Source organism: Rhodocytophaga rosea (assembly GCF_010119975.1).
Taxonomy (GTDB): Bacteria; Bacteroidota; Bacteroidia; order Cytophagales; family 172606-1; genus Rhodocytophaga; species Rhodocytophaga rosea.
This window is the reverse complement of the sequence record NZ_CP048222.1, coordinates 6773976-6798219: the sequence shown is the minus strand read 5'-3', so window position 1 is coordinate 6798219 and position 24244 is coordinate 6773976. Positions and strand designations below refer to the sequence as shown.

19 protein-coding genes are annotated in these 24244 nt (G+C 37.1%); 6 read left to right on the top strand and 13 right to left on the bottom strand.

The genetic code is table 11. The annotated features are described in order from the left end of the window. Positions 1 to 212 precede the first annotated feature (212 nt). Complete coding sequence (locus GXP67_RS28055; RefSeq protein ID WP_162446198.1) at positions 213 to 2048, bottom strand: tetratricopeptide repeat protein; 1836 nt, start codon at positions 2046 to 2048, stop codon at positions 213 to 215. 270 nt (positions 2049 to 2318) lie between these two features. Between GXP67_RS28055 and GXP67_RS28050 the strand changes: the two genes are divergently transcribed. Further along, positions 2319 to 4958 (top strand): S8 family serine peptidase, encoded by a 2640-nt coding sequence (locus GXP67_RS28050; RefSeq protein WP_162446197.1) that lies wholly within the window; start codon positions 2319 to 2321, stop codon positions 4956 to 4958. Between the two features lie 66 nt (positions 4959 to 5024). Here the strand turns inward: GXP67_RS28050 and GXP67_RS28045 are convergent, their stop codons facing one another. After that, entirely contained in the window at positions 5025 to 5819 is a 795-nt protein-coding gene (locus GXP67_RS28045; protein WP_162446196.1) for a M57 family metalloprotease, read from the bottom strand. Between the two features lie 243 nt (positions 5820 to 6062). Here GXP67_RS28045 and GXP67_RS28040 point away from each other — a divergent pair, with 243 nt between their 5' ends. Next, positions 6063 to 6302, top strand: a complete 240-nt coding sequence (locus GXP67_RS28040) for a hypothetical protein (protein WP_162446195.1) — start codon at positions 6063 to 6065, stop codon at positions 6300 to 6302. 89 nt (positions 6303 to 6391) lie between these two features. Here the strand turns inward: GXP67_RS28040 and GXP67_RS28035 are convergent, their stop codons facing one another. From GXP67_RS28035 to GXP67_RS28025, 3 genes are all read right to left on the bottom strand, one after another. Then, complete coding sequence (locus GXP67_RS28035) at positions 6392 to 7468, bottom strand: DUF4421 family protein (RefSeq protein WP_162446194.1); 1077 nt, start codon at positions 7466 to 7468, stop codon at positions 6392 to 6394. 159 nt (positions 7469 to 7627) lie between these two features. Further along, positions 7628 to 8752, bottom strand: coding sequence for a DNA polymerase III subunit beta (dnaN, locus tag GXP67_RS28030; protein ID WP_162446193.1), 1125 nt, complete (start codon positions 8750 to 8752; stop codon positions 7628 to 7630). 335 nt (positions 8753 to 9087) lie between these two features. Then, on the bottom strand, positions 9088 to 10500 hold the full coding sequence (locus GXP67_RS28025; RefSeq protein WP_162446192.1) for an MATE family efflux transporter: 1413 nt from the start codon (positions 10498 to 10500) through the stop codon (positions 9088 to 9090). Between the two features lie 544 nt (positions 10501 to 11044). Between GXP67_RS28025 and GXP67_RS28020 the strand changes: the two genes are divergently transcribed. After that, a complete protein-coding gene (locus tag GXP67_RS28020) occupies positions 11045 to 11674 on the top strand; it encodes a hypothetical protein (RefSeq protein WP_162446191.1) in 630 nt (209 codons plus the stop codon). A gap of 104 nt (positions 11675 to 11778) precedes the next feature. Beyond that, positions 11779 to 12387, top strand: coding sequence for a DUF2207 domain-containing protein (locus GXP67_RS28015; RefSeq protein WP_162446190.1), 609 nt, complete (start codon positions 11779 to 11781; stop codon positions 12385 to 12387). Positions 12388 to 12627: 240 nt separating this feature from the next. Here GXP67_RS28015 and GXP67_RS28010 read toward each other — a convergent pair whose 3' ends face one another. The 4 genes from GXP67_RS28010 to GXP67_RS27995 form a co-directional block, all read right to left on the bottom strand. After that, positions 12628 to 13416: a 2OG-Fe(II) oxygenase gene (locus tag GXP67_RS28010; protein ID WP_162446189.1), complete on the bottom strand. Its 789-nt coding sequence runs from the start codon at positions 13414 to 13416 to the stop codon at positions 12628 to 12630. Between the two features lie 37 nt (positions 13417 to 13453). Next, entirely contained in the window at positions 13454 to 14578 is a 1125-nt protein-coding gene (locus tag GXP67_RS28005) for a DegT/DnrJ/EryC1/StrS family aminotransferase (RefSeq protein ID WP_162446188.1), read from the bottom strand. 32 nt (positions 14579 to 14610) lie between these two features. Further along, the gene (locus tag GXP67_RS28000) at positions 14611 to 15840 is read right to left on the bottom strand and encodes a class I SAM-dependent methyltransferase (protein WP_162446187.1); all 1230 of its coding nucleotides are present in this window, start codon (positions 15838 to 15840) and stop codon (positions 14611 to 14613) included. A gap of 670 nt (positions 15841 to 16510) precedes the next feature. After that, entirely contained in the window at positions 16511 to 17749 is a 1239-nt protein-coding gene (locus tag GXP67_RS27995; protein ID WP_162446186.1) for a glycosyltransferase family 61 protein, read from the bottom strand. 575 nt (positions 17750 to 18324) lie between these two features. Between GXP67_RS27995 and GXP67_RS27990 the strand changes: the two genes are divergently transcribed. After that, on the top strand, positions 18325 to 19242 hold the full coding sequence (locus GXP67_RS27990; RefSeq protein WP_162446185.1) for a phytanoyl-CoA dioxygenase family protein: 918 nt from the start codon (positions 18325 to 18327) through the stop codon (positions 19240 to 19242). Positions 19243 to 19331: 89 nt separating this feature from the next. Here the strand turns inward: GXP67_RS27990 and GXP67_RS27985 are convergent, their stop codons facing one another. Continuing rightward, positions 19332 to 20996: a S8 family peptidase gene (locus tag GXP67_RS27985; protein WP_162446184.1), complete on the bottom strand. Its 1665-nt coding sequence runs from the start codon at positions 20994 to 20996 to the stop codon at positions 19332 to 19334. Positions 20997 to 21534: 538 nt separating this feature from the next. Here GXP67_RS27985 and GXP67_RS27980 point away from each other — a divergent pair. Next, positions 21535 to 21921: a septal ring lytic transglycosylase RlpA family protein gene (locus tag GXP67_RS27980; protein WP_162446183.1), complete on the top strand. Its 387-nt coding sequence runs from the start codon at positions 21535 to 21537 to the stop codon at positions 21919 to 21921. 55 nt (positions 21922 to 21976) lie between these two features. On the opposite strand, the gene GXP67_RS27975 is transcribed toward GXP67_RS27980, so the two are convergent. The 3 genes from GXP67_RS27975 to GXP67_RS27965 are packed head-to-tail and all read right to left on the bottom strand — an operon-like array spanning position 21977 to position 24239. Next, positions 21977 to 22564, bottom strand: coding sequence for a hypothetical protein (locus GXP67_RS27975; protein ID WP_162446182.1), 588 nt, complete (start codon positions 22562 to 22564; stop codon positions 21977 to 21979). Between the two features lie 57 nt (positions 22565 to 22621). Continuing rightward, positions 22622 to 23395 carry an SDR family NAD(P)-dependent oxidoreductase gene (locus tag GXP67_RS27970; RefSeq protein ID WP_162448083.1) on the bottom strand — a complete coding sequence of 258 codons (774 nt, stop codon included), beginning with the start codon at positions 23393 to 23395 and terminating at the stop codon, positions 22622 to 22624. Positions 23396 to 23429: 34 nt separating this feature from the next. Beyond that, complete coding sequence (locus tag GXP67_RS27965; RefSeq protein ID WP_162446181.1) at positions 23430 to 24239, bottom strand: sulfotransferase family 2 domain-containing protein; 810 nt, start codon at positions 24237 to 24239, stop codon at positions 23430 to 23432. Positions 24240 to 24244 lie beyond the last annotated feature (5 nt).

Below are 24244 nucleotides of genomic sequence, written 5' to 3'. Positions count from 1 at the left end.
GTTGAATCTGATTGAGTACTTATGGCGCATGATCAAGCATGAGTGGTTTTAATGCTTATGAATATGCTCAAACACTCACCTGACAGTTGCTTGAAATATTACAAAACATTGGTTGTACATACCGAGTTTCTTTTTCTTAACGACTTATTAATACTAAGTATTATTGACTGGCAGTATGTTACTAATAACTATCAATCTTCATAGATTGAATATTAAGCCTCTTGTAAACTAGCGGCAATTGATTTGCTAGACTGATCGAAAGTCATAATAAAATCCTCCAGGCTTTGCTCGGTGTTGAGCTGTAATTTTTTCCGCAAGCGGTGACGGGCTGTTTTTACGGAATCTACCGAAATACCAAGCAAGGTAGCCGATTCTTTCATGGATAGATTTAATTTCACCAGGGCACACAAACGAAGCTCACTTGGACTTAAATCCGGGTGTTTTTCTTTAAGTTTTTTGAAAAATTCGGTATGTACCTGTTCAAAATACATGCGGAACTCATCCCAGTCTTTATCCAGGCTGAAACTATAATCGATCAGTTTGATTAAGCGGCTGTATTTAATATTCCCGGTATTGGTGTTATTCTGCACAATTTCTTGAATTAATTCCCGGAGTTCTTCCATAATCTCATTTTTCTGGATGATATTGAGTGTATGGGTTGTAAGGGCTTTGTTTCTGAAATCCAGTTCCTGCCTTAATTCTTTTTCCTTTTCCTGGCTAGTTTCCAGTTCAGCAGTAGTTTCGGCTTGTCTGGCTTCAAATTCCTGCTTGTTCTTCTCCATCAACATATGGTTGTTCTTAATTTTCAGCCTCTGTCGGCTTACAACCAAGCCAGCAATAAGTAAGGTTGCCAACAATCCGGCAGCGATAGAATTCCGGACCAGTTGCTCAAACTTCTTGTCTTTTTCGAGAAGCTGAATCTGGGCTTGTTTTTTTTCTGTCTCAAAGCTTGCTTGAATCTGGGCAATTTTTTTGGTGCTTTCCTCATTAAACAACGAATCTTTCAGCACTAAAAACTCACTCTGGTATGCAAATGCATTTTTATAGTCCTCCAGTCTTCCATAGGCTTTTGCTAGTCCCTGGTAAGCCAGTAACATATCCCGGCGCAAACGGAGAGCTGTAGCGATGGATGCCGCTTCGGTAAATTGCTCAACCGCTCTAGCCGATTTACCTGTTTCCATATTAATGGTTCCTAAACCAGTGAGAGCAGAGAGAGCAGAGGTTTTGAAGCCAAATTCCTTGGAGATCGCATACGCCTGCTCAAAATAGGTTTGTGCCTGCTGAAAATCTTTTAAACCTACATAAACCTCACCCAGGTTGTTAGAACAAATTGCCTTGCCCTTAGGGTCATTCATTTCAAGGAATAACTGCAGGGATTTATTTATATACTCGATGGCTTTGGTATAATCGCCTTTCAATTTGTAAATACTCCCAATATTACTCAGGCCACCGGCATAACTTTTCGGATCGAGGCCTTGAAGCATATCTATCGCCTGCATATAATACATAAGTGCCTGGTCATAGAGTTGCTGATCTTTATATAATACACCCATACTGTTTAGTGTATTGGCCAATGCCTTTTTATCACCTGCTTCCTCCAGCATTTTCAGCGATCTGGTATAATTTTCTATCGCTACCGGATAATTGGCCATGTCTTTATTCACCAGGCCAATATTCGAATAGGCTTTCGCAATGCCTTTTTTATTGCCAGTTTGTTGAAACAAAGCAAGTGCCTGCTCATAGTGGGTCAAAGCATCCTGGCTTTTGCCCTGCGACCAGTAATAAATACCAAAACTTATATGGCTTTGTGCAATTCCATTGGTGAAGTTGAGTTGCTGCGCCAGAGCTAATGCCTTTCCTGCATATTCCTTTACTTTTTCAGGATTACTGCTCCAGTACTGAGCTACCAGATCATTACGTACAATTACCTGAGTGGTATCCGGGCCGGCTTTAGACAAAATATTTTCCAGACTGTCGATTTTGTTTTGCTGTGCATATGCGGTAGAAAAGCACAAACTTAAGATAAGTAGGCGTAAAAGGTTTTTCACAAACATGGATTTGACTTGATCTGGATAATTTACATTTTTTTCTGAAAAACAGAAAGTAAAACTAAGCTGTAGTTTGGAGAAATTACTAGTTGAAAAGCTGCATCTGTTTAATGTATACAGTAAGTAAATGTAACCAATTCTTTCTGATTTTCTTTTAAAAAATTTAGTCTTCGCTACCGATGGTAAAAAATAAAACTTCCGGCCTTATATTGAGCTTTTATAAGCTCTGCAGTGCTGGCAACGTTATGTAGAAATCAGATAGGCACGTACATGAATAAAGTCCTTGTATCGATAATTAATTACATACTACTAGCCTTGTGCTGTAGTTGTATTCCTGTTAGGCTACAAGCGCAGCATACAAAGGAAAATGCTTCAACCTTTCATCATAAAATAGCGCCGGGGCTTATAGATCGTGCTTATCGTTCAGAAAAACAGCAATTCCGCATACTGGTGAAAGATAAAGATCAATTTAAGAGCTGGCTTTCGGAATCTTTGTCTGGCGTATCATACACCCAACTTGTACATCATAGAAATATACTGGAATTTTCCCAATTGTTACCCAGCCAGATAGCGTTGCTGGCTACCTGTCCCTGGGTAATGTTTATAGACGTATCTGACCGTAAAGCCAGAGAAGAACTTTCGGTAGAAAAGGCTGACTTCAGTTTAAATACGATTACCAGTGTTCATAGCTTATTTCCGCAGATCCATGGAAAAGGGATTACAGTATCAGTGAAAGAAAGGCTTTTTGATACGACAGATATTGATTTTAGAGGCAGAATTATTCCTGCTTTGTTGCAGAATTCAACCATTAGCACCCATGCTACTACCATGACTACACTGATTGCGGGTGGCGGAAATTCTTCATTCTATGGAAAAGGAACAGCCTGGCAAGCCAGTATTACCAGCTCAGATTTCAGCAACCTACTTCCAGATGATGGGAAGCAGTTGCAACAAAGAGGAATAAGTGTTCAGAATCACTCATACGGCGTAACCATAGAAAATTATTATGGACTGGAAGCCTATGCGTACGACCAGCAAACCCGTCAGTTTCCCCAGATTCTGCATGTATTTTCATCCGGAAATGAAGGCACTGGTACAAGCACTATCGGCAATTATGCTACGATTCCAGGTGTGGCCAACCTGACTGGTCAGTTTAAAATGTCGAAAAATACCTTGAGTGTAGGTGGCACTGATCCATCTGGGCAATTAGAAGAATTAAGTTCCAGAGGACCAGCCTATGATGGGCGTATCAAACCGGAACTGGTGGCCTATGGCGATGGAGGAACTTCAGAAGCAGCGGCAATGGTTTCGGGCATCAGTGCACTTGTTCAGCAAAGCTACCTGGAAAAAAATGGCACCCTCCCTCCTGCTGCGCTGGTAAAAGCGATCCTGCTCAACAGTGCCAATGAGGCAGGCAGGCCAGGAATCGATTTTGAAACTGGTTTTGGACAGGCAGATGCACTGGGTGCCATTCGCACCGTAAAAGAAGAACGATTTAAACAGGGTGCCATAACTAATGGAGATAAACAACAATTTACCATACAAGTGCCTGCCGGAATACATGAGCTTAAAATTACGCTCACCTGGCATGATATAGAGGCACAACCTAATGCAGCCAAAGCCCTGGTAAACGATCTGGAGGTTCAAGTTTTTCATCAGCCTTCCGGCAAAAGCTGGCTACCCTGGGTATTGAACCATTTTCCACATCCGGATTCTCTGCTTCAGCCTGCTAAAAGAGGTGCTGATCATCTCAATACTATAGAACAGATTTCTATCGTAGATCCTGAGGCTGGAGAGTATACAGTGCAAGTAGAGGGATACAATATTACCTCCGGTTTGCAGGAATTTAGCCTAGCTTACGAATGGAACCCAGATTTTGAATGGTTATATCCTGTAACCCATGAAAAAATACAAGCTGGTAAAACTATGTTTATCCGCTGGCAATGGAAAGACTTACCTGTTGAAGCTACCCTTTCTTTCCGGAGTACATCCAGCAATGAGTGGCAAACTATCAGCCAGGTTGATCTTTCCCAGTCGTTTTACGAATGGATGCCTCCAGACAGCTTAATCCAAGGACAATTCCGGCTGACCTTCGATACCCAGGAAATACTATCTGATACATTTACAGTAGAACAGATCCCGGATCTGGCAGTGGGTTATAATTGTGAGAACGAGGTATTATTGCAGTGGCCGGCGGTGAAAGGAGCTACTCATTACCAGTTATATCAATTGGGAGAAAAGTACCTGGAACCTTTTATGCTAGTGAACGATACGCTGGTATTATTAACGAAAGCACAAACAGAAAATCCATATTTTGTCATTGTTCCATGGAAAGATACGTTTCCTATCGGCCGGAGTTATATAGTGGATATCCGAATACAGGGGCCAGGCTGTTACATCCGTTCGTTACTTGCCAAAGAATTGGTTACAGAAAATGTATTGCTTGATCTAGCTTTAAGTTCAGTGTACAGGCTGCAAACCTTATTTGTAGAACGTTGGGAGAATGGGGCTTTTAAAACCATTCAGACTATTTCACCAGTTACAAATCTGAACTATGAACTGGCTGACCCAGCTCCAGGTTTGGGAAGAAATGTGTACAGAATCCGGGTGGAAAATGTAAACAATCAAACCTATTACAGCCAGGAGGTCGCTGTATATTATATCCGTTCCAGAGAAGTACTGATCTTTCCAAATCCGGTTACGCACGGCCAGCCTTTGAACATTGCTGTCAGCGAGAATGATGCGATCCAGGTTACCTTTTTTGATTTATCCGGCAAGCGGATGTTAACAATATCTGAAATTGGCGAAATTAAAGAGATTTCTACTAATCAGTTGCCCAGAGGTACTTATATTGTACATATTCTTACCCCAAGCGGAGAGGTACTGAAAACCAGAGTTGTAGTTCTTTAAAACGATAAACCCGCAAGAGTTTAAAACGCATACGGGTTTATCAGCAACAATAATATCACTAGAGAACTAATACAAATAATTTAAGGCTGTTCTATCATTATTATTAAAAGGCCTGTTCTGACCAGAACCAATACAAGATAGCATCCAGGAACCTGCATCCGGGCCGGAAGGTGTACCAGGAATCTGGATTGCTCCTACCGAACTAGCACCTTCATTTACTGCTTGTCCACCACAGCTATAGCTTCTGTTCATATAATCAGTATGACGGAAACCAATACAATGTCCAAGTTCATGTGCCAGGATTGTTGCTACAGTAGATTGTGGCTGGTTGCCGATTGCTCTGGAGTTTACTTTAATTTGCCCATAAGGTGCTCCACCAGAGGTAGGAAAACCAGCTGATGCCAGGAAATTACCACCAGCACTTACGATACTGATATTTGCTCCACTGGAAACTTGCGTAAATGTTATAGTTAAGTTTTGTGCATTATATCTTGCCAATGCTTCATCTAAAGCTTTTACATAGGAAGAAGGTAACTTACTGCTTATACTTACTGTAATATTACGGGGAAGGCTTTTTACCAGATTAGTGGTACGGTATTGCTCTTCTGTACCGGCACGTAGTAAGGTAATATCAGGTGTGGTGTTCAGGTCGGCTTCTGTTAAGACAATATCACCTTCAATCAGGTAACCTTCATCAATGCGTTGTACGTTCTGGGTGCTGAAACCTATCTTGTGAATTTTGCTTAGGGTTTCCTCTGAAACAGAATCACTGGTGGCTACTTGTTCCTCTTCTTTCTGACAGGAAAACAAACTTACCATCGTTGCGAGGGAAAGTGTAGAAAGTAATCTAATAATCTTCATAATTGATAATTTAAGGTTAAACGAAGTTAAAATTTATGAAGTAATTCAGAGTAAAAAAAGAATAAAAGCCGAATAAATTTTCAAAAAATTGAATAAAACTTAAGAATGTTAAAAAAGAGTAAATTTTCGCATGTTTTTCTTGCTTAATTAAATAAATTTAGCGAATTTACCAGGTTTACCAAATTTATAAACTTTAAAAAATAAAATTTACAGAAAATAATTCTGCAAATCAAATTAAAAGCCATGTGGTATTTTACAATCAAACAATCCGGTATCGGCAACAAGCCTTATCAGCGTTTACAACAGTTATCCGAACTGACGGAAGTGGAACTATTTAATGAACCCTACGAAAACTATTACATTTTTGAGGTAGAATCATCCCGCTATCAGCAGGTGATGGATTTTCTGGATGTAGAAGGAATTGCTTACAATTTATCAATAAACCGCCCCAGCCGGGAAGAATTACTGGAAGGCATGAGCTAAAACGATTCAGACCAGCATAAGGAATAAGTATATTAAAGATTTATTGCATTGTGCTTAGCACCTTTTAAAACGCTTATATGCGTGAATACTTATCTTTTCAAATACCTTTTTTTGTACCCTTTTACCTTCTTATTTACCCTTTCCATCTGGGTATCCAGCTTTTTGGAATGAAAACGGTACCCTACAAATATTTTCACATTATATGTGGAGGCCGAAAGCACTACATTCTGCATCTGAATAGGGGTATTATCAATAATAACAGAAAGTCCACCCAGGAATTTTTTTCCATAATAGCCACCAGCAATACGCATGTTGTTTTTGCGGGAGATATTCAGATCATCGTACACCCGTTCATTGATCAGGTAATGTTTATGCTGTATGCCCACGCCCATATGAAACGATAAAGACAAATAAAATTCTTCCACAATAAAGGTATGGGCATATCCCGGTAAAATCGCCAGGCTATAGAAATTCCCCTGCCTGAAATTAGTATTTTCGCCGAAAGCTACTAACTGAGAAGAGGGAATAAATGAATTTGCACCTCTGAATCTCAGGTGAGAAGCAGCACCCATCAGCACAAAAGAACCGGCACTTTTAGTTTGCTGCTCAGTTTGAGCAAAGGCAGCCCGGTAAGAGAATTTTTTATTATTAAAAATATAATACACATTAGCTCCCAGATTCAGCGTCGTAATATCCCTCCGCTGCGGATAATTATTTCCGGGTATCCAGGCTGAATCTGCTTCAAATGGGTTTTTTACATAAAATCCCCGGTAGCGCTGAAAAGCCAGATCTGCCCCTATTTTATCTCCATAGTAATTGGTTTGAAGGTCGATGTATTTGGTATTCCCATACCTTTCGTTGAGTTTATTTGAAACGGGCAGCTTAATTCCCAGTTCTAATCCAGCTTTTTTATAAAAAAATCCGAACCCAATAAAATTCTGCCCATTAGGTGCGTAATGAATGGTGCGCCGTTCGCCTACCCTACTTCTGAGATTAAAAGAAAAGTTACGGTTGGCAAAAAACATCCGGAACATATAATGTTGTGGAAAATCTTTAATATATGCATTGCGGGAAGTATCACTTTTCGTTACTACATCGCCCACAGTTTGTGCAGTTACCGCTGCAGTAACGCACACAAAAAGTAATGTAACAACGAGGTATTTCATAGTTTGTATCCCATACATAGAATTATATACTATAGAGCATATCAATAAGTTTTAGCTTAAAAAAGATTTCGGTTAAATTAAAGGCATCACATGAAAAAACAAATCCCTGGCCAGCTTTCCTAACCAGGGATTTATAATAATTATTTCAAATACAATGTGTTACGCATAATTATTCAACATCACTGGCATTACTAGCATCAATATATCTTCATTGTCTTCACGGTCATGTGGGGTGATTAATCCGGCACGGTTCGGCGCAGAAAGTTCAATAGTTACAGTTTTAGAGCTTAAGTTGTTGAGCATTTCGATCAGGAACCTGGCATTAAATCCAATTTCCATATCTTCTCCTTTATATTCACAGGCCAGATGCTCATTGGCTTCATTTGAAAAATCTAAATCTTCGGCAGAGATGTGCAGGTCGTTTTTCCCGATACGAAGCCTTACCTGATTAGTAGCCCTGTTGGCATAAATCGAAATCCGGCGCAGAGAACTTAGTAATTCGAGGCGGCTGATGGTCAGTTTATTGGGATTATTATTTGGAATAGCATTTTCATAATCCGGAAAACGCTCGTCGATCAGCCTACAGATCATACGGATATTATTAAAACTAAAGAAAGCATTCGACGAACTGAATTCTGTCTTTACTGCTGTTGGTTCAGAAGGAAGCGAGGTTTTGAGTAAATTCAATGCTTTCCGGGGAATAATTACCGAAAGATCAGTATTGGTACCGGCGTCATCCCGGCGGTAACGGATCAGGCGGTGCCCATCTGTAGCCACAAAGGTCGCATTCTCATCCTGTAAATGTACATATACGCCAGTCATAGCCGGACGTAATTCATCGGCACTGGTAGCAAAAATGGTATTGCTGATGGCTTTGCCTAATACATCGGAAGGAAATTCCAGAGAATAGGCCCGGTTTACGGCTGGAATTCTTGGGAAATCTGTTGCATTTTCACCGGATAATTTATAGCGCCCGTTATCAGAGATCAGCTCAATGCCATAGGTATTTTCATCGATGGAGAACGTAACCGGTTGTTCAGGCAGTCCCTTTAAGGTATCCAGCAGAATTTTTGCAGGCACTGCAATACTTCCGTTGTCCCTGGTATCGATGGGCATTTCGGCAATAATAGAGGTTTGCAGGTCAGAGGCAGTAATGGTGAGTTTACCATCGTTTATCTGAAACAAAAAGTTTTCCAGGATAGGAACAATGGGATTGGTAGTAATTACACCACTGATGGCCGATAGTTGCTTGAGCAAAGCAGAAGAGGAGACAACAAATTTCATATATCCGGTTTTATTAAGGCTTTTTTAGAATCGTAATAACAAATGTAAACATAAATACAGGAATCTACTAAGCTCACGCAGCAATATTTAATTGAAAATTGGAAGCCGGAAGCTGGAGGCCGGAAGTTAGAGATTTGAATGTAAACAGGTGATTACACCGGCCTGTTATTTGAATGTTGAATGCATAACAAGGAATGCTGAATAATAAAAGTCATCATTCAACATTCCTTGTTCGGTGTTCGATATTTACCGAATGCACCTTCCAAACTCTAACTTCCGGCCTCCAGCTTCCGGCTTCCATCTTCCAATTTCTATCTTCCAACCTCTATTTTCCACTAAATTTCCACCAGCTTCCATTTCCCCCGGCGGAACCAGACAATACTCACCAGGGCATGCATAGAAAAACTTATAGCTATGGCAATAAACACCCCTGCCGGACCCAAATCCAGTGTAACAGCCAGCAGATACGCCAGTGGAATCTGGAGTACCCAGTAACAGAGCAGATTAATTACCGTAGGTGTTCTGGTATCTCCAGCTCCATTAAACGACTGACTGGTGACCATTCCATAGGCTGCAAAGATATATCCGGCACAAATGTACCGCAACCCCTGAATTCCGTATTGTTGTACATTGGTTTCTGTAGTAAATATCTCAATAATGATCCCGGCAAACACAAACAAACCAACCGAGATAAAAGCCAGAAAGAGCATATTATAAAATGCCGCCCGCCAGACAGATGTTTCTGCTCGTTCTGGTTGCCCGGCACCCAGATTTTGTCCCACCAGGGTAGCGGCTGCATTAGATAATCCCCAGGAAGGCAATATCGTAAAAATAATGATCCGGATGGCGATGGTATATCCTGCCAGGGCATCGCTGCCAAACACAGAAATGATACGTACCAGAAAAACCCAGCTGGCCGATTCGATCAGAAACTGGCCCATTCCTCCTGCCGAAACATTGAGCATTTTCCCAATCAGGTCTGGATTAAATTTAAAGTTTGATCGGTTCAGTTGGATTACTGATCGTTTGCTGAATAACATATAGAACTGGTATAATACGCCGCTTCCCCGGCCGATAGTAGTGGCCAATGCTGCCCCTTCAATACCCAAACCAGGAATAGGCCCTAATCCAAATATTAACACCGGACATAAGACAATGTTAAGCGCATTGGCCAGCCATAATGAACGCATGGCAATAGAAGCATCACCGGCTCCCCTGAAAATAGCATTGTTCAGAAAGAGCAACATAATGATCACATTACTGCCCAGCATGATCCGGGTATAGCCTTTACCTTCACTGATCAGTTCAGGGGCGCCTCCCATCAGGCGTAAAATATCTTCAGCGAAAATAACACCTGTGAGCCCGATAACAGAACCGATTATTACTGCAATGATCAATGCCTGAATAGCAGCCTCCGAGGCTGCTTCCGGATTTTTCTCACCTGTCCGCCTGGCTACCATCGCTGTAGCGGCCATACTTAAACCGATCGCCACCGCATAAATTATGGTAAGCACCGACTCTGTGAGCCCCACTGTAGCGATTGCATTCACCCCCAGACGACTTACAAAAAATACGTCGACCACGGCAAACAGCGATTCCATCACCATTTCCAGGATCATGGGCACGGCCAGCATAAAAATGGCTTTATTGATATTACCAGAAGTGTATTCTTTTTCTTCTCCCTTAATGGCGGTTTTAAAATACCCAAAAAGTTTTTTCAGATTTAAGTGGTTTACCGATTGTGCCATAAATAAAAGATTGTAAAAATGACTGATAGAAAAATTGCTGTTGTACAGGTGTTAATTGTCACCAGAGGTAATAAATACAGCAAATGAGTATGAGTAATAGAAATTAGATGCAGCACATAACAAGCCGGAGCTTATGCCAGTCAGCGGAATGCAGGTGATCCGCAGAGAAGAGAGGAAAAACTTAACGGAGCTTCATGGGTCTGTAGCTTTGGGAGGGTAAATATATAAAAATACAATTACAGTTGTTAAACCCGGAAATAATTTTTATGCAAACCAGCTCTTCCAATTATAAACCATTGAAAATTAGCAGGTATACTATTTCTATTGGTTAGCCGGAGTAAATACTACCTATTAATAATTGTGTGTATGGTAGGTTGCAAACTATAGGGAATATCTGAACATATGAAAATACAGGATAGTACTTAAGCGCTCATTTTCAAATATATAGCCACTCACTAGTCTGTAAAATAAATAGTAGTGTAAGTTAAACTGTGCAACCATTTGCCCGTAAAATAAGTATTGATCACAAATCGATACCTAAACTATGAAGAAAAATTACACAATACTCTCTTACGTCCTGATCGTAAGCCTGTTTAGTATATTTCTGCTTCCATCCTGCCAAACCTCCCGATTGCAAACAGCTGCAGATGCCGGATTGGCAATACAAACAGAAACTAAGTTGGCACAAGCGCAGATGACAGCAACGACTGAGGAACCTATACCTCAGGAACCATCATTGATGCAGATATCTGTAGAAACTAACGATTCAGAAGATATGCCAGCGGGTGCCTCCACACAGGCAGATCTATCTACTATAGATTTGACTACACTGGCTCATCCGGCGGAATTGGTACGTGCACCTGTCGCAAAAACAACCATGCCAGTAGCCCAGGAAAAAACTTCTTCTGCAAGGCAGATACAGAAAAAACTTTCCTTGCCAGCCCGGATGATGATGAAAAGCATCGTGAAGAAAGCAGAAAAACTTCAGAAAAAAGACATTACCGGCACTACTCAAGAACAGGAAATTAACAACAATCGCTATCTTGTGGCAGGCATTATACTACTGCTGGCTGGTTTGGTTCTGGTTTTGGTTGGCAATACCACCTTACTCTATGTATTGGGTTCGGTTGCTTCACTGGCTGGTCTGATATTCCTGCTGCTTGCCATATTATAAGGAGCTTCATAATATCATACGATAGGCAGGACAATGAAGCCTGGCTTTGCCCTACTACATTTTTCAGGCAAACTTCCATTTAACCTAACCCACTTATTAATTGTATGAAATATTTTCCTACTTCATCTAAACAACTCTCTGTATACGGAGCAGTAGCCGTGTTATTTTTTCAACTGGCTTGTAGTTCGCCAAAAATTGCCCAGGTTTCTACTTCTGATCTCCCGCAACAGATGCCAGTTACCGAAGCAACGCTTTCATCGGCTACACTTTCGGATGATGACGAGTTAACAGCTACATCAACTGAAATCACTGATGAGCCAGCCGCTGCTTCTACTCAATCCAGACTTACTTCTACACCACCCTCAGTCTATGAAACGGCAAAACAGCTTCAACTGGAACAATCTAAAACGGCCAACGCAGTACAAGCTACAAAAGCTGTAAAAAAAGCGAAGTCTACGTTTGTAAAAATGGCATTAAAGGCAGCAGTTAAGAAAGTGGAGAAAGCTCACAAAAAATTTGATATCAGAAAGGATAAAAAAGCAAATGCTCTGGACCCGGATATCCGTACTGGTATTCTGATTGGTGTATTAGGCCTTGCTCTGATTATTATCGGATCTCTGATTACCGACGGCGGATTATTATATACTCTGGGTGCAATCGGCGTTACAGTAGGTCTGGTAATCATTATTCTGGCAGCCCTAGATGTCATATAATCTGAACTCAATGTAAAGCCAAATGCCGCTGATATACTGAAATTCAGTATATCAGCGGCATTTGGCAATAGAATATAGGAATCTGCTTTATATGAAAAAGCATGGACCAATAATAAGTCTGAATAGAATTCTTACCTCATTTGTCTCAAATATATCCCTAAAAACAAGAGAGATCAATATTAATTCTCTCTACTTATCAGGGAGTTTTACATTACCTGATAAGCAGAAAGAATTACATTTTTATTCTTCACCTGATTTACGATAGTCTTCCCCAAGCCCCATTGCAAAAGGAGAATTGATAGTTTTATACTTTGTAAAATGGGGGTCAGCTAATTCATCCTCCCGCTTTGTAGTATAATAATATAAATTTAAAGTAATACGACGAACATCTTCAGGGCATGCTAATGGCGTAGGAACACCATGATTAGAGTTCTGTGTGGTGTTAAATACAATTAATCTATTAATAATAGGCGAATATGTTTTAACAGCCTGTGTCATTTCTGTATTCCAGAATTCAAGCCCCCCATGCCAAGACTCCTGCCAGTTCTCATTTAAATATAGAAGTGCATTAATTCTCCTATGGGCATGAAGTTTATGATGCCAGTTAAAATCTGCATGTACATTTAGGAAATCGCCTGTTCCAGAAGAATGTACCCCTCCACCAATAAAATAAGGATCCGGTATAAGATTTTCTATACCTGTAAGGGTTTCTAAAAAGAGTAAAAACTGGCGAGAATTCATCTCACGGAGCATCATTCTGACAAGAGGAGTAAATTTCCGCTCATCATGCTGATATCTTCTTCTATTTCCAGCATTATCAGTAGCAACCCAGCTGATATCACCAGGCTTTGGAATTTCAGCAGCCAACGCTTTGGCTAATGGCTCATCAATAAAATTATCTAAAGCAATATGGGGAAAAGGATTAGCTGTTTGATATTTTTCTCTATTATCTAAGGCAAGCTTTGCATACTTTGAATCATCAAAGATACCAGTAGGGTTTAGTTGTTTAGTTATTACAGTTGTTTCCATTATATTGAGTATAAAATTTGTTGTTAGTCGTTTAAAGTTAATTTACTGGAACTAATACTTTATTAACATACGTCCTTATTGCCTGACACACCTGCTTAATATCTTCACGGGTTAAACTGAAGTTGCTTGGTAAATTAAGAGCCCTCTTATAAAGATTATAGGACACCTTATTTTCTTCTGCTTTTTCAAACATTGGTAAAGAAGAAAGGGGATAAAAGAATGGTCTGCTATCTATATTCTGTTCTTTCAAATAATTAATTACCTCATGTGCCTCTATATTAAGGGCTTTGTCAAAAACAATAGTAGGCATCCAGTAGCAATTGATAGTGTAGGATGGCTCAGGATTCAGAACAATTCCGGGCAGATCAGCTAAGTATTCAGTATACCAATTAAAAATATCCCGCCGCTTATTAACTAATTCATCTACTCTTTCAAGCTGTGCACAGCCCATGGCCGCTTGCAGGTTGGACATCTTATATTTATAACCTAATTCTGCCATCCAGAAAGTTCTATTTACTTTAGGATCTCTACCATGGTCAGATAATATTCTTACTCTTTCCATTAAAGCTGCATTATCCGTAACAAGCATACCACCTTCACCTGTAGTCATAATTTTAGCTCCATGAAAAGAAAACACACCTATATCACCCCAACTACCTGCCTTTTTGCCTCTGAATACTGAACCTAATGCTTCAGCAGCATCTTCAAGCACATACAAATTATGTTTTTTTGCAATGGCTACAATTTGATCCATTTCAGCTAAGTTGCCATATAAATCTACTGCAAGAATTACTTTAGTTTTCTCAGTAATGGCTGCTTCTATTTTTGATGGATCGATACACCAGCTATCTTCTAATACATCGACAAATACTGGTTTAGCTCCCAAATACGTAATTGGCGCTGCAGAAGCTATCCAATTTATATCACCCATGATTACTTCATCGCCAGCCTTAACACCCATTGCAGCTAAAGCCAAATGAATTGCGCCTGTACAAGAGGAAGTTGCTAAAGAGTAGGACGAGCCGGTATAGGCAGCAAAATCTTTTTCAAAACGTTTGATATAAGCATAACAATTTTCCCCCCATCCATTTTTTACAGCATCTACTGCATATGATATTTCCAGTTCGGTAACAGAGGGTTGATAGATAGGAATTTTTTTCATAGGATATAGACTCAGAAATTAGGTAAATAAAATTATAGTATTTTCATTTGAGGTATACACATCACAAATTTTCCATTCCATTCCCTAATATAGCTTAATTGCTCCATAATTTCATCTTTCAAATTCCAGGCGAGTATAATTATGTAGTCAGGCTTATATTCTTTAATTCTTTCTTCAGAATACACAGGTAAATGGCTGCCAGGTAAAAATTTATTTTGTTTATAAGGAGAAGCATCTACTACAAATTGAATCAGATCATCACCTTTTATACCGCAATAGTTTAAAAAAGTATTGCCTTTTGCTGCAGCTCCATAAGCAATTACCTTTTTATTGTTTTTTCTTTGGAGAAGAACAAAATCTAAAAAATTATATTTAATCATATCTACTTTTTGCTGGAAGTCATCGTAATAGGCAGAAGTTGTGATACCAGCCTCTTTCTCCTTATTTAACAACAATTCAACCGAAGGACTAATACTCTTACTCTTATCTTCAAAATGTTTGGCAAAGATGCGTAAAGAGCCTCCATGTGTAGTAATCTCCTGTACATCAAACATTTCTAGGCCATGAGATGCAAAGATTTTACTTACAGTATTGAAGGATAAATATGAAAAATGCTCATGATAAATAGTATCGAATTCAACATGCTCAATCAACTTTAGCAGATGCGGAAATTCCATAGTGATAATTCCTTGCTCTTTCAATACAATTTTCAATCCCGCTACAAAATCATTGATATCAGGTACATGCGCTAACACATTATTTCCAATTAATAGGTCAGCTGTCATATTTTCAATCAATAATTTATTTGCAAGACTTTCTCCAAAATAATCAGAAATAGTAAGAATTCCTTTTAACCGGGCAACCTCTGCTGTATTTAAGGTAGGCTCAATACCTAAAACCGGAATATGTTTCTCCTTAAAATATTGTAGTAAATAACCATCATTAGAGGCTATTTCCATAATAAAAGATTGCTCATTGAACCCAAAACGACTGATCATATGCTCAGTATATTTTTTCGCATGAGCCAGCCAGCTTTTAGAATAGGAAGAAAAGTAAACATAATCACTGCTAAAAATTTCTTGTGCTTTTTTGTATTCATCAATTTGGACAAGAAAGCAATTATCACAGGTAAATAATCTTAAAGGGAAATACATTTCCGGCTCTAATAGGTTCTGTTGAGTCAAGAAAGAATTAGCTGGAGGGCTACTTACCAGATCTACGAAGGTATGCTCTAATTGATGTTCACAAAAGCGACATTTCATACTTGATTAGTAAAATATTAGTTATAAAATAATTAAGTAAATATTATGAATAGTACAATTAAAAACAATTTACTGGGTAAAGACCACTTTCAATGTTATAAAAAACCGATAGGTTATTATTTAATCGCTCAAGGTAAAATTCTAAGTATAAAATTACTTAGATGAAAACTCACCTTATATCTAACTGAAATTGCAAGTTTATAATTAGTTCTCTACTATATTTCGTTTAAACTTATTAATTTTTTAAACTTTATTATACTCATTAAAACTTACATGTGTATTATTCATACATACTTTGTGATAGGTATATGTAACCCGGAATTATTATAATTTTAACAAAAATTAATATTAATGAACAACCACACAATTAGTAGTATTTAGAAAAACTATTTATCAAATACCAGGAATAAAGATAAGAGATTGTGTTATAATATATAAAGCTATTTAGTTTATCTAACAAAAATAACATAAGAGTGAGTTACAAATTATATAATATCAATTTTAAACTCTTAGAATGTTTTAATAATTACCCAAAAAAATACATTTATTTCCTTAATAAAATTATAATTTATATGCAATACTTTGTGGTTGATCTATCGTATTAAATATGCCACTAGCAATTAAATTCTATACATCATTAGGAAGTATATTAAAATGACCCTCTTTATCTCTAATACAAGTCTACCTTTTTAAATATTTCTTCATCCATTAGTTTTTTTAATGCTACTATATCCACTGTGATATTCGCATCATTTGCCTCCGTAAGATTTTTTGCTCCGGTTTCAGCTTTGCAAACCATGAAGTAAAAATCTAAGCCAACAACCTCTGCTAGATTATAATTAAAAGTATGAATAAGAACATCTGGAAAAATCTCTATCACTTTTGCACTTTTATTACAATACATTACATTAGCCAAGCCTGCCCCCGTTACCGAAATGATCACTTTAGCAGCATTAAATAAGTTTACTTTTTCCACGAATGAATAAGACCTCAGTTCTAAACATTTGCATCCATAGCTTTCCAATGTAGTAATTAATTCAGGTTCATTCAGGACTTTACGGGCTTTACCATCTCTCCTCGTAATATAAATCATAGATGGATATTTCTTTTCATCAATATTGGGGTTGATATAAGCTTTTCTATGAAAGTCAACTACCCAATCTGGCATCAAATAGCTACGATCTCCTCTTGGAGCTGTAGAAGAAATCAGAGTATCTGCCTCAATATGTAATTGATCGGTACCTATAATTATTTTATCAGCACTTACTCCCAAAAGCCTTAAAGTATCTTTTTGAAAGTCAATCCTATAATTTGGTACAACAAACCAGTCTACTTTATCAAACCATCCTGATTTTTTTAATAAATGAATTCTTGGTACAACATCTATTAACCAGTGCCCATAATTGATAATTGGGCCCCCTCCAGCGAGCATATTAAATACTACACCTTTATATTTTTTAGGAGCAATGAAATAATTCTGCTTAAATACTTTATTTTCCTGTGGCCTTGCCTTCCTATGCATATGATATTGAAAGGAAACATCAGCCAGTAAAAAGTTATCCTGAGTAATCACAGCTACCATATCAATGTTATTCGAATAAAGCCTACCTTTAGGCACTACCGAAACCACATAATTAGTTATTACATAAAGAGTTCTCTCACGTGTAGGATCAAAAGTATCATAAACACTCCAAGGAGATAATATAGGGAGCAAATCAGTTGGGATCTCAAGCGTAGTTACCTGATCGGGAAATATTTCATAATATTTTACACCAGAATCTTTATGTGCCTGTACATATTCTTTTGTTGAAACGAATGAACCCTTAGGCTTATATTTATGATTGTAATAAATTACTTTTCTTAAAACGTTCAACGTTTTTCCTCTAACTTTTGTAAGAAACTGTTTCATATACTGGAGATCTCTTTGCAGCCGATAAACTTATAAAAGATGTAATTATTCACTATTAATATATTCTGATATTTAGATAAATTTAATAAGCTATAAAATTCACAACAAATTATACAATTGTACGTATTTTCCAGAAGTGCATAATAAAAACATATGTAATGTCTTAGTATGTTCTAAAAAATATGTCACAGCCATTGTGCCAATTATAAACTTGCAGGCTTATTTTGAAAGCCATCATCTTAAAAAATAATTTTATTAATTAATATTTTTTAGTTTATAAACTTGAATACTGTTAATAATTTAAGTAATGATTTGAATATTATTTACGACACTAATATCTTCTTTTTTTTATAATCAATTAAATATTTAATTGATTTTTAATCTTTTGAATCATCCTTTTGTCTTTATTTAGTAATTGGTTTATATAATTTATACAATTTTTATATTAACCAAATTCAGTATTTATATATAACAATTTTATTATAATACAGTATAGTATTTAAGGTTGACTTAATGTAAATCGACCTTTTAGATAACCTAAATCGCTTTTGATATTTTCAAGTAAATATCGTGCTATGAATACACTCTACTTCGATTCCGCGATGGAGGATAATGCCAGACGGCAATTATTATATAATGGGCAATTATTTATATATTCTCCCAGTAAAAGTGCATTGGCTTTATGCGAATTTGCACGAGAATTGATCTATGACCATTTTGGAAATGTAAATCCAACCGTTGCACAATATCATATTCCAACCGAAAAATACACAGAGATTCTATCAGAGCTAAAGCCTAAATTTATTAACCATCCGCATTCAAGGCACTTAGTACAAAATATATTGAAAGAATTGGGTTGCGATTTAAATAAAACATATTTTGACTTGCCACGCATGCGCACTTCAACAAGTGATCAATATTTAACAACAGGATTGGCCTATTCTTTTCAGGCTCATAGAGATACCTGGTTTTCGGCGCCTCTTAGTCAACTTAACTGGTGGATACCTATTTTTGATATTGAGCCTGAAAATTGCCTGGCATTTCATCCTAATTATTGGGATAATCCAATAAAGAATAGCTCTGTTGGATACAGTTGCCATGAGTGGTATGCAGAGGGTCGGAGAATAGCATCATTAAAATTAAAGGATACCCGTAAACGGCCAGAGCCCCTAGAATCTATAGACACCAGCCAACAAATACGTGTCATTTGTAAAGTAGGAGGTATTATTTTATTTTCAGGCGCTCAGATGCACTCTACTGTTCCTAATACTTCCGGCAAAACCAGATGGAGTATTGACTTCAGAACGGTTCATATTGATGATGTAGTTACACAGAATGGAGCACCGAATATTGATAATTATTGTACCGGTACTTTACTCGGAGATTTTATGAGAGCATCTGATCTAGCTTTTATCCCTGATAAACTAATACACCGCTACGAAAAAGGAACTCCGGTTATAAATAAATCCAAACCTGTTAATTTATTTGCTTGAAATAAGTTTGTATTCATGATATATATTCCGATAAATAAAAAGGGCGCTATTCTTGGCGCCCTTTTTATTTATCGGAATATAGTCAAGTTTTACTTTTCATTGGTAATGGCTTCTGCCATTTTTATAGCTTCATATGCATTTACAATTCCACCAGTGACTGATAAGTCATTAAATTTCACATTCTCGGGTTTACCTTGTTTGGATGAGCCTGGTTTGTTAACACTCAGATCTTCAAACTTTACAGTAGATTTAATTATTATATTTCTAATCTGATCTGCAGATAGATTTGGATAATATGACATAAGCAGAGCGGCTACACCAGCAGTAACCGGAGCAGCCATACTTGTACCGCTTAAATTTTCATAGCCTTGCTTTGGAGTTGTTGAATAGACATCAACACCAGGAGCAAACACATCCACTGATTTTTTTCCATAATTAGTAAATGTACCTACAAAATTCGTTGGTCCACCCCAGGAAGAAGCGCCTACCTCAATCCAGTTACTGGCTTCTACATTTTTATTAGAGAATTTTTTGTTAGGAAAATTACTCTCAATATCAGTGTTCTTGGCATCATTTCCGGCAGCATGTATCAATAATACTCCTTTAGATAATGCATATTGAATGGCAGCATCCACAGCCTCTTTATGAGGAGAATAGGACTTACCAAAACTCATATTAATAACCTGCGCACCATTATCCACAGCATAATAAATTGCATTTGCAATATCTTTATCACGTTCGTCACCATTAGGTACAGCCCTGATTGCCATTATTTGCACATTATCAGCAACCCCTTTAATTCCTAATGTATTATTGCGGTTGGCGGCAATAATACCTGCTACGTGTGTACCATGTCTCGCATCGGGCCCAGTTACATCATTATTTCCATAATATTTCTCGTTGATATCATTGTAATTATCTCCAACGATATTTCTGGGGTCAAATTCTAAATTGTATCCATATTCCAAGGCTTCAGTAAAATAATCACCTCCTTCTTTCAAATATGATTCGATGTCATTTTCGAGCGCATATTGCATAAAATTTCTGGCATCCTGCAGCATTTTATCCTGTGCAGAAATAGTCTGCAGGTCATCCACAGTTATTGTATCTTTTTTCAAGTGATTTTTTAGAATTGAAGAGACAGCAGTATATGCTTCTTTAATCTTTTTAAATTCATCATACTGCTCTTTTAACTCTGTCACTTTACTTTCATAGATAGATTGAATCTTTAAATAATATTCATAATTAGCTTTATCTTTTTTACGGATTTTTTTAGAAGCATCTGAATATTTAGGTTTCAATCTGGCATATTCCCTGGTGAGTTCATAGGTATCATACTCTACATTCCTGCCATCTTTTCCACCAATAAAATTCCATCCATGTATATCATCTACATACCCGTTGCGATCATCATCTACCCCATTACCAGCCTTTTCATCAGGATTCATCCATACATGGCCTTGCAAGTCTTCATGTTCTACATCCACGCCACTATCGATCACTCCTACTATTACTGTTTTGGAAGGTTTATTTTTTAAAATCTCTTCATAAGCCTTTTCAGTACTTACACCCTGAATTTTATCTTCAGAACGGTCCAGATTAAACCAGTTAGCCGGAGCTTTTTTGGTTGTATCACTAGGCGTATCTGATTGGTAATGAATATTTGTATGTTTGCTTTCACTATAAATATTTGCAAACAAAAAATTATACGGGATAATACTTACACCCAGAATTATAATAAACTTAAGCTTCATTCTACTATTGGTTATAAGATTAAAATTATGATAGACAAGAGTTTGGCAAATTTGGATAAAAATAAATATGCTTCATAGAGACAGACACACTTTTATACACCTGAACCTTTATTACGTAAATGCCTAATATTGCATATGCCAATTTATATCTATTATCTTATTTTAAATAATCTATATAAACTATGGAACTTTGGTAAAAGTATATAAACAATTTTTGATAGTATTTAGTTATAAAAAAAGCATCTCTGCAGATGCCTTTTTAGTAAAGTATGAAGAGAAGGGCTTAAATAAACCCGCAATTCCTAAGGAATTGCGGGTTTTCTATTATATTGAATTCCAAAACTTGAATGCTTGCAAATTCAAATAAATATAAAGCCACAGGATTCAATTATAGCGAAAATTATATTGCATAAGCAAATAATACCAATAAAAATTTTGAAATATTAGGAATTGCATTTATAATATTCACATTAATCAAATTATATCTTATAGAGCTGGCTTCCGTAAGTTTTGATAAACAGTTTCCGTTTATTGCCATATGAAACTTTCCCAAAATATTTCATTCATTTGCGTATGTTTAATTATAATATCCTTCTCTTGTAAATCTGTCAGCACGAGTAAACTTAGCTCTCAAACAGGAATAGCTTCATTTTACAGTAATAAATTCAATGGCAACAAAACGGCCAGTGGAGAGATTTATAGAAAATCCAGATTAACAGCCGCTCATAAGACATTGCCTTTTGGTACGCAGGTAAAAGTTACCAATCTTACTAATAACCTAAGTGTAACAGTACGAATCAACGACCGGGGTCCTTTTGCAAAAGGACGCATTATTGACCTATCCAGGGGAGCAGCAAAAAAATTGGGAATGATCAAGCAAGGGGTAGCCAGAGTGAAAATTGAATATAAAAAAGCTGCCTCTTAGCTTCATACTAACAATAAAGCTATATTTATATTAAATAGGCTGATGGCTAGACCTTTTAGGCTACGCTTTTTAACGCAACCTCAAGAGCTTCTCTATGTTTTTTATTTACTTTAAAAACTTCTAATGTTTTCTGATAAATATCTTTATTTCCAGACTTAATCTTTTCTACTGCTTGTTCGCATTGTCTGTCAGAAAGCCAGGGGCGCTCATCTTCAGGTGCAGGTGCTGCAACAGGGACCGGAGCCGCCGCAGTTTGTGTATTGGTTGCTGAAGCTGTACGGTTAGAGGCTTTTTGCATTTCATCGGCACTTGCCATACTATCAATTACGCCAATGCCTGCCATCGCACAAGCACGACCTACTGCAGAAGTTTCTGCATTTTCAAGCGCTGAAGTATGATTTACCTGCCTGTAGTCTTCAGATTCAACTTCCTGGGCCAGTCCTGTATACACGAATTTTTTACCATCCTTATACAAAATTAATTTGGCACGCACTACCCACATCTTCCGTTCTGCATAATACTGATAATCTGTCGTAATAGAGTAGTCAAATTCATCCTGGCTCGACAAAAACAAAATGCGCTCTTTCACTTCTACATATTGTTTGCCTTTAATAGATATGGTTTTTAGGTTTTTAACTGACATAAATTAAGAGTGTATACTTTAAATGTTGTAAACTTTTAATAATAGATTGGAACAATACTACTTTAACCTGACAAATCCACCGTCAATATTATAATCGCTGCCAGTCACAAATCCTGCTTCATCTGAACACAAATATAAGGCTAAGGCAGCCATTTCATCTGGTGTACCCATTCTACCAATAGGCTGAGTTTTAGAGAGTTTATCAAACATTTCCTGTTCTTGTCCTGGATAATTCTTTTTCAAAAAATCATCGACAAAAGGAGTGTGTACTCGTCCAGGTGAGATGCAATTACAGCGAATATTCTGGTTTATATAATCTCTGGCTACTGATAGTGTCATCGAAAGTACGGCTCCTTTGCTCATAGAATAGGCAAAACGGTCAGGAATCCCTAATGTACCGGCTACGGAAGCTAGATTGAGTATTACCCCTCCTCCACTCTTTTTCATATTTTCTACGCCAGCCAGCAAACAGTTATACACGCCTTTTACATTTACTGTAAAAATTCTGTCAAAATCAGATTCAGTCGTTTTTTCAAGGTTTCCTATATGGGAAATTCCGGCACTATTTACTAAAATATGGAGGTTACCAGTTTTGGTAAATATCGCCTCAAATACGGATTGAACATCAGTTTGCCTGGAAACATCGCAGGCATAACTGGTAGCCTTTCCGCCCATTGATGTAATCTGGCTCACGGTTGCTTCTGCATTGGCTTGATTTAATTCTATAATGGCAACGTCAGCTCCTTGTTTGGCAAATAAAATTGCAATGGCTTTACCTATACCACTACCACCTCCGGTAACTACAGCTGTTTTTCCTGACAGGTTAAATATGCTCACAAAATCTTGCATTTGATTTACTCAATAATTAATTTTTATGAATTTTATTATAAAAATTATACAAATAATTAAACATTTTCAATAAGTGCATATGTCTGTTTATATAATCTTTATTATGTTCAATCTCTTTAATAAAAGCATTTTTCACATATTCATATAATTGAATATCTAACTGATTTTGGTCAGCAATCAACTGCATAGTCTTATCTGATATTTTTGAATACTTTAAATTGTTAGGGGCAATGTTTAGAGATCTATAATACAATGGAAATTTCCAGTTCAAAATTTTATATAAGAGTATTATACCTTTGTCAAATTGTTCAGTAATTCCTGAAAATATAAAATGCTCATTAATATTATTTTTTGCTAACTCCAAAATATTGCCACTAAAAATTACAGACTCGGATTGAAGTCCACCTTGCATACCAACAATTTGTTTAGTCTGTGAATTCAATAGCATTTTATGCATATCGCTAGTGATGTAATCTTCTAAAGTCATTTTTTTTTCAATCACTTCTCTGTGGTGTACATGCTGTTTTATTCTTAGTACATAATTATAGTAAGATATTTCTCTTTGAATAGGATCCCTCAAAAAAGTTATATATTTAACATTATTCTTATCATTGAAAGAATTATGCATTCCAAAATTTATATGTCCTCCTAATAATTTAATATTATTTCTTTCTTCATATGACAAATTGCGAAATTTTTGACCTGTCATATATTTTTCTTCACCATCCAACCCAAATCTCACATTTCGGGCATAATTTCTTTGAATAATTTGTTTAAAAGTAGTACCGGCTGTTTTAGGTATATGCAAAAAAATTATATTATACATGTAAA

Coding starts and splice junctions, on each gene's coding strand:
- GXP67_RS27990 (WP_162446185.1), top strand. CDS start 18,325: ATGAATACACTCTACTTCGATTCCGCGATGGAGGATAATGCCAGACGG.
- GXP67_RS28045 (WP_162446196.1), bottom strand. CDS start 5,819: ATGAAGATTATTAGATTACTTTCTACACTTTCCCTCGCAACGATGGTA.
- GXP67_RS28040 (WP_162446195.1), top strand. CDS start 6,063: ATGTGGTATTTTACAATCAAACAATCCGGTATCGGCAACAAGCCTTAT.
- GXP67_RS28005 (WP_162446188.1), bottom strand. CDS start 14,578: ATGAAAAAAATTCCTATCTATCAACCCTCTGTTACCGAACTGGAAATA.
- GXP67_RS27995 (WP_162446186.1), bottom strand. CDS start 17,749: ATGAAACAGTTTCTTACAAAAGTTAGAGGAAAAACGTTGAACGTTTTA.
- GXP67_RS28015 (WP_162446190.1), top strand. CDS start 11,779: ATGAAATATTTTCCTACTTCATCTAAACAACTCTCTGTATACGGAGCA.
- GXP67_RS27980 (WP_162446183.1), top strand. CDS start 21,535: ATGAAACTTTCCCAAAATATTTCATTCATTTGCGTATGTTTAATTATA.
- GXP67_RS28020 (WP_162446191.1), top strand. CDS start 11,045: ATGAAGAAAAATTACACAATACTCTCTTACGTCCTGATCGTAAGCCTG.
- GXP67_RS28025 (WP_162446192.1), bottom strand. CDS start 10,500: ATGGCACAATCGGTAAACCACTTAAATCTGAAAAAACTTTTTGGGTAT.
- GXP67_RS27975 (WP_162446182.1), bottom strand. CDS start 22,564: ATGTCAGTTAAAAACCTAAAAACCATATCTATTAAAGGCAAACAATAT.
- GXP67_RS27965 (WP_162446181.1), bottom strand. CDS start 24,239: ATGTATAATATAATTTTTTTGCATATACCTAAAACAGCCGGTACTACT.
- GXP67_RS28050 (WP_162446197.1), top strand. CDS start 2,319: ATGAATAAAGTCCTTGTATCGATAATTAATTACATACTACTAGCCTTG.
- dnaN (WP_162446193.1), bottom strand. CDS start 8,752: ATGAAATTTGTTGTCTCCTCTTCTGCTTTGCTCAAGCAACTATCGGCC.
- GXP67_RS27985 (WP_162446184.1), bottom strand. CDS start 20,996: ATGAAGCTTAAGTTTATTATAATTCTGGGTGTAAGTATTATCCCGTAT.
- GXP67_RS28010 (WP_162446189.1), bottom strand. CDS start 13,416: ATGGAAACAACTGTAATAACTAAACAACTAAACCCTACTGGTATCTTT.
- GXP67_RS28000 (WP_162446187.1), bottom strand. CDS start 15,840: ATGAAATGTCGCTTTTGTGAACATCAATTAGAGCATACCTTCGTAGAT.
- GXP67_RS28035 (WP_162446194.1), bottom strand. CDS start 7,468: ATGAAATACCTCGTTGTTACATTACTTTTTGTGTGCGTTACTGCAGCG.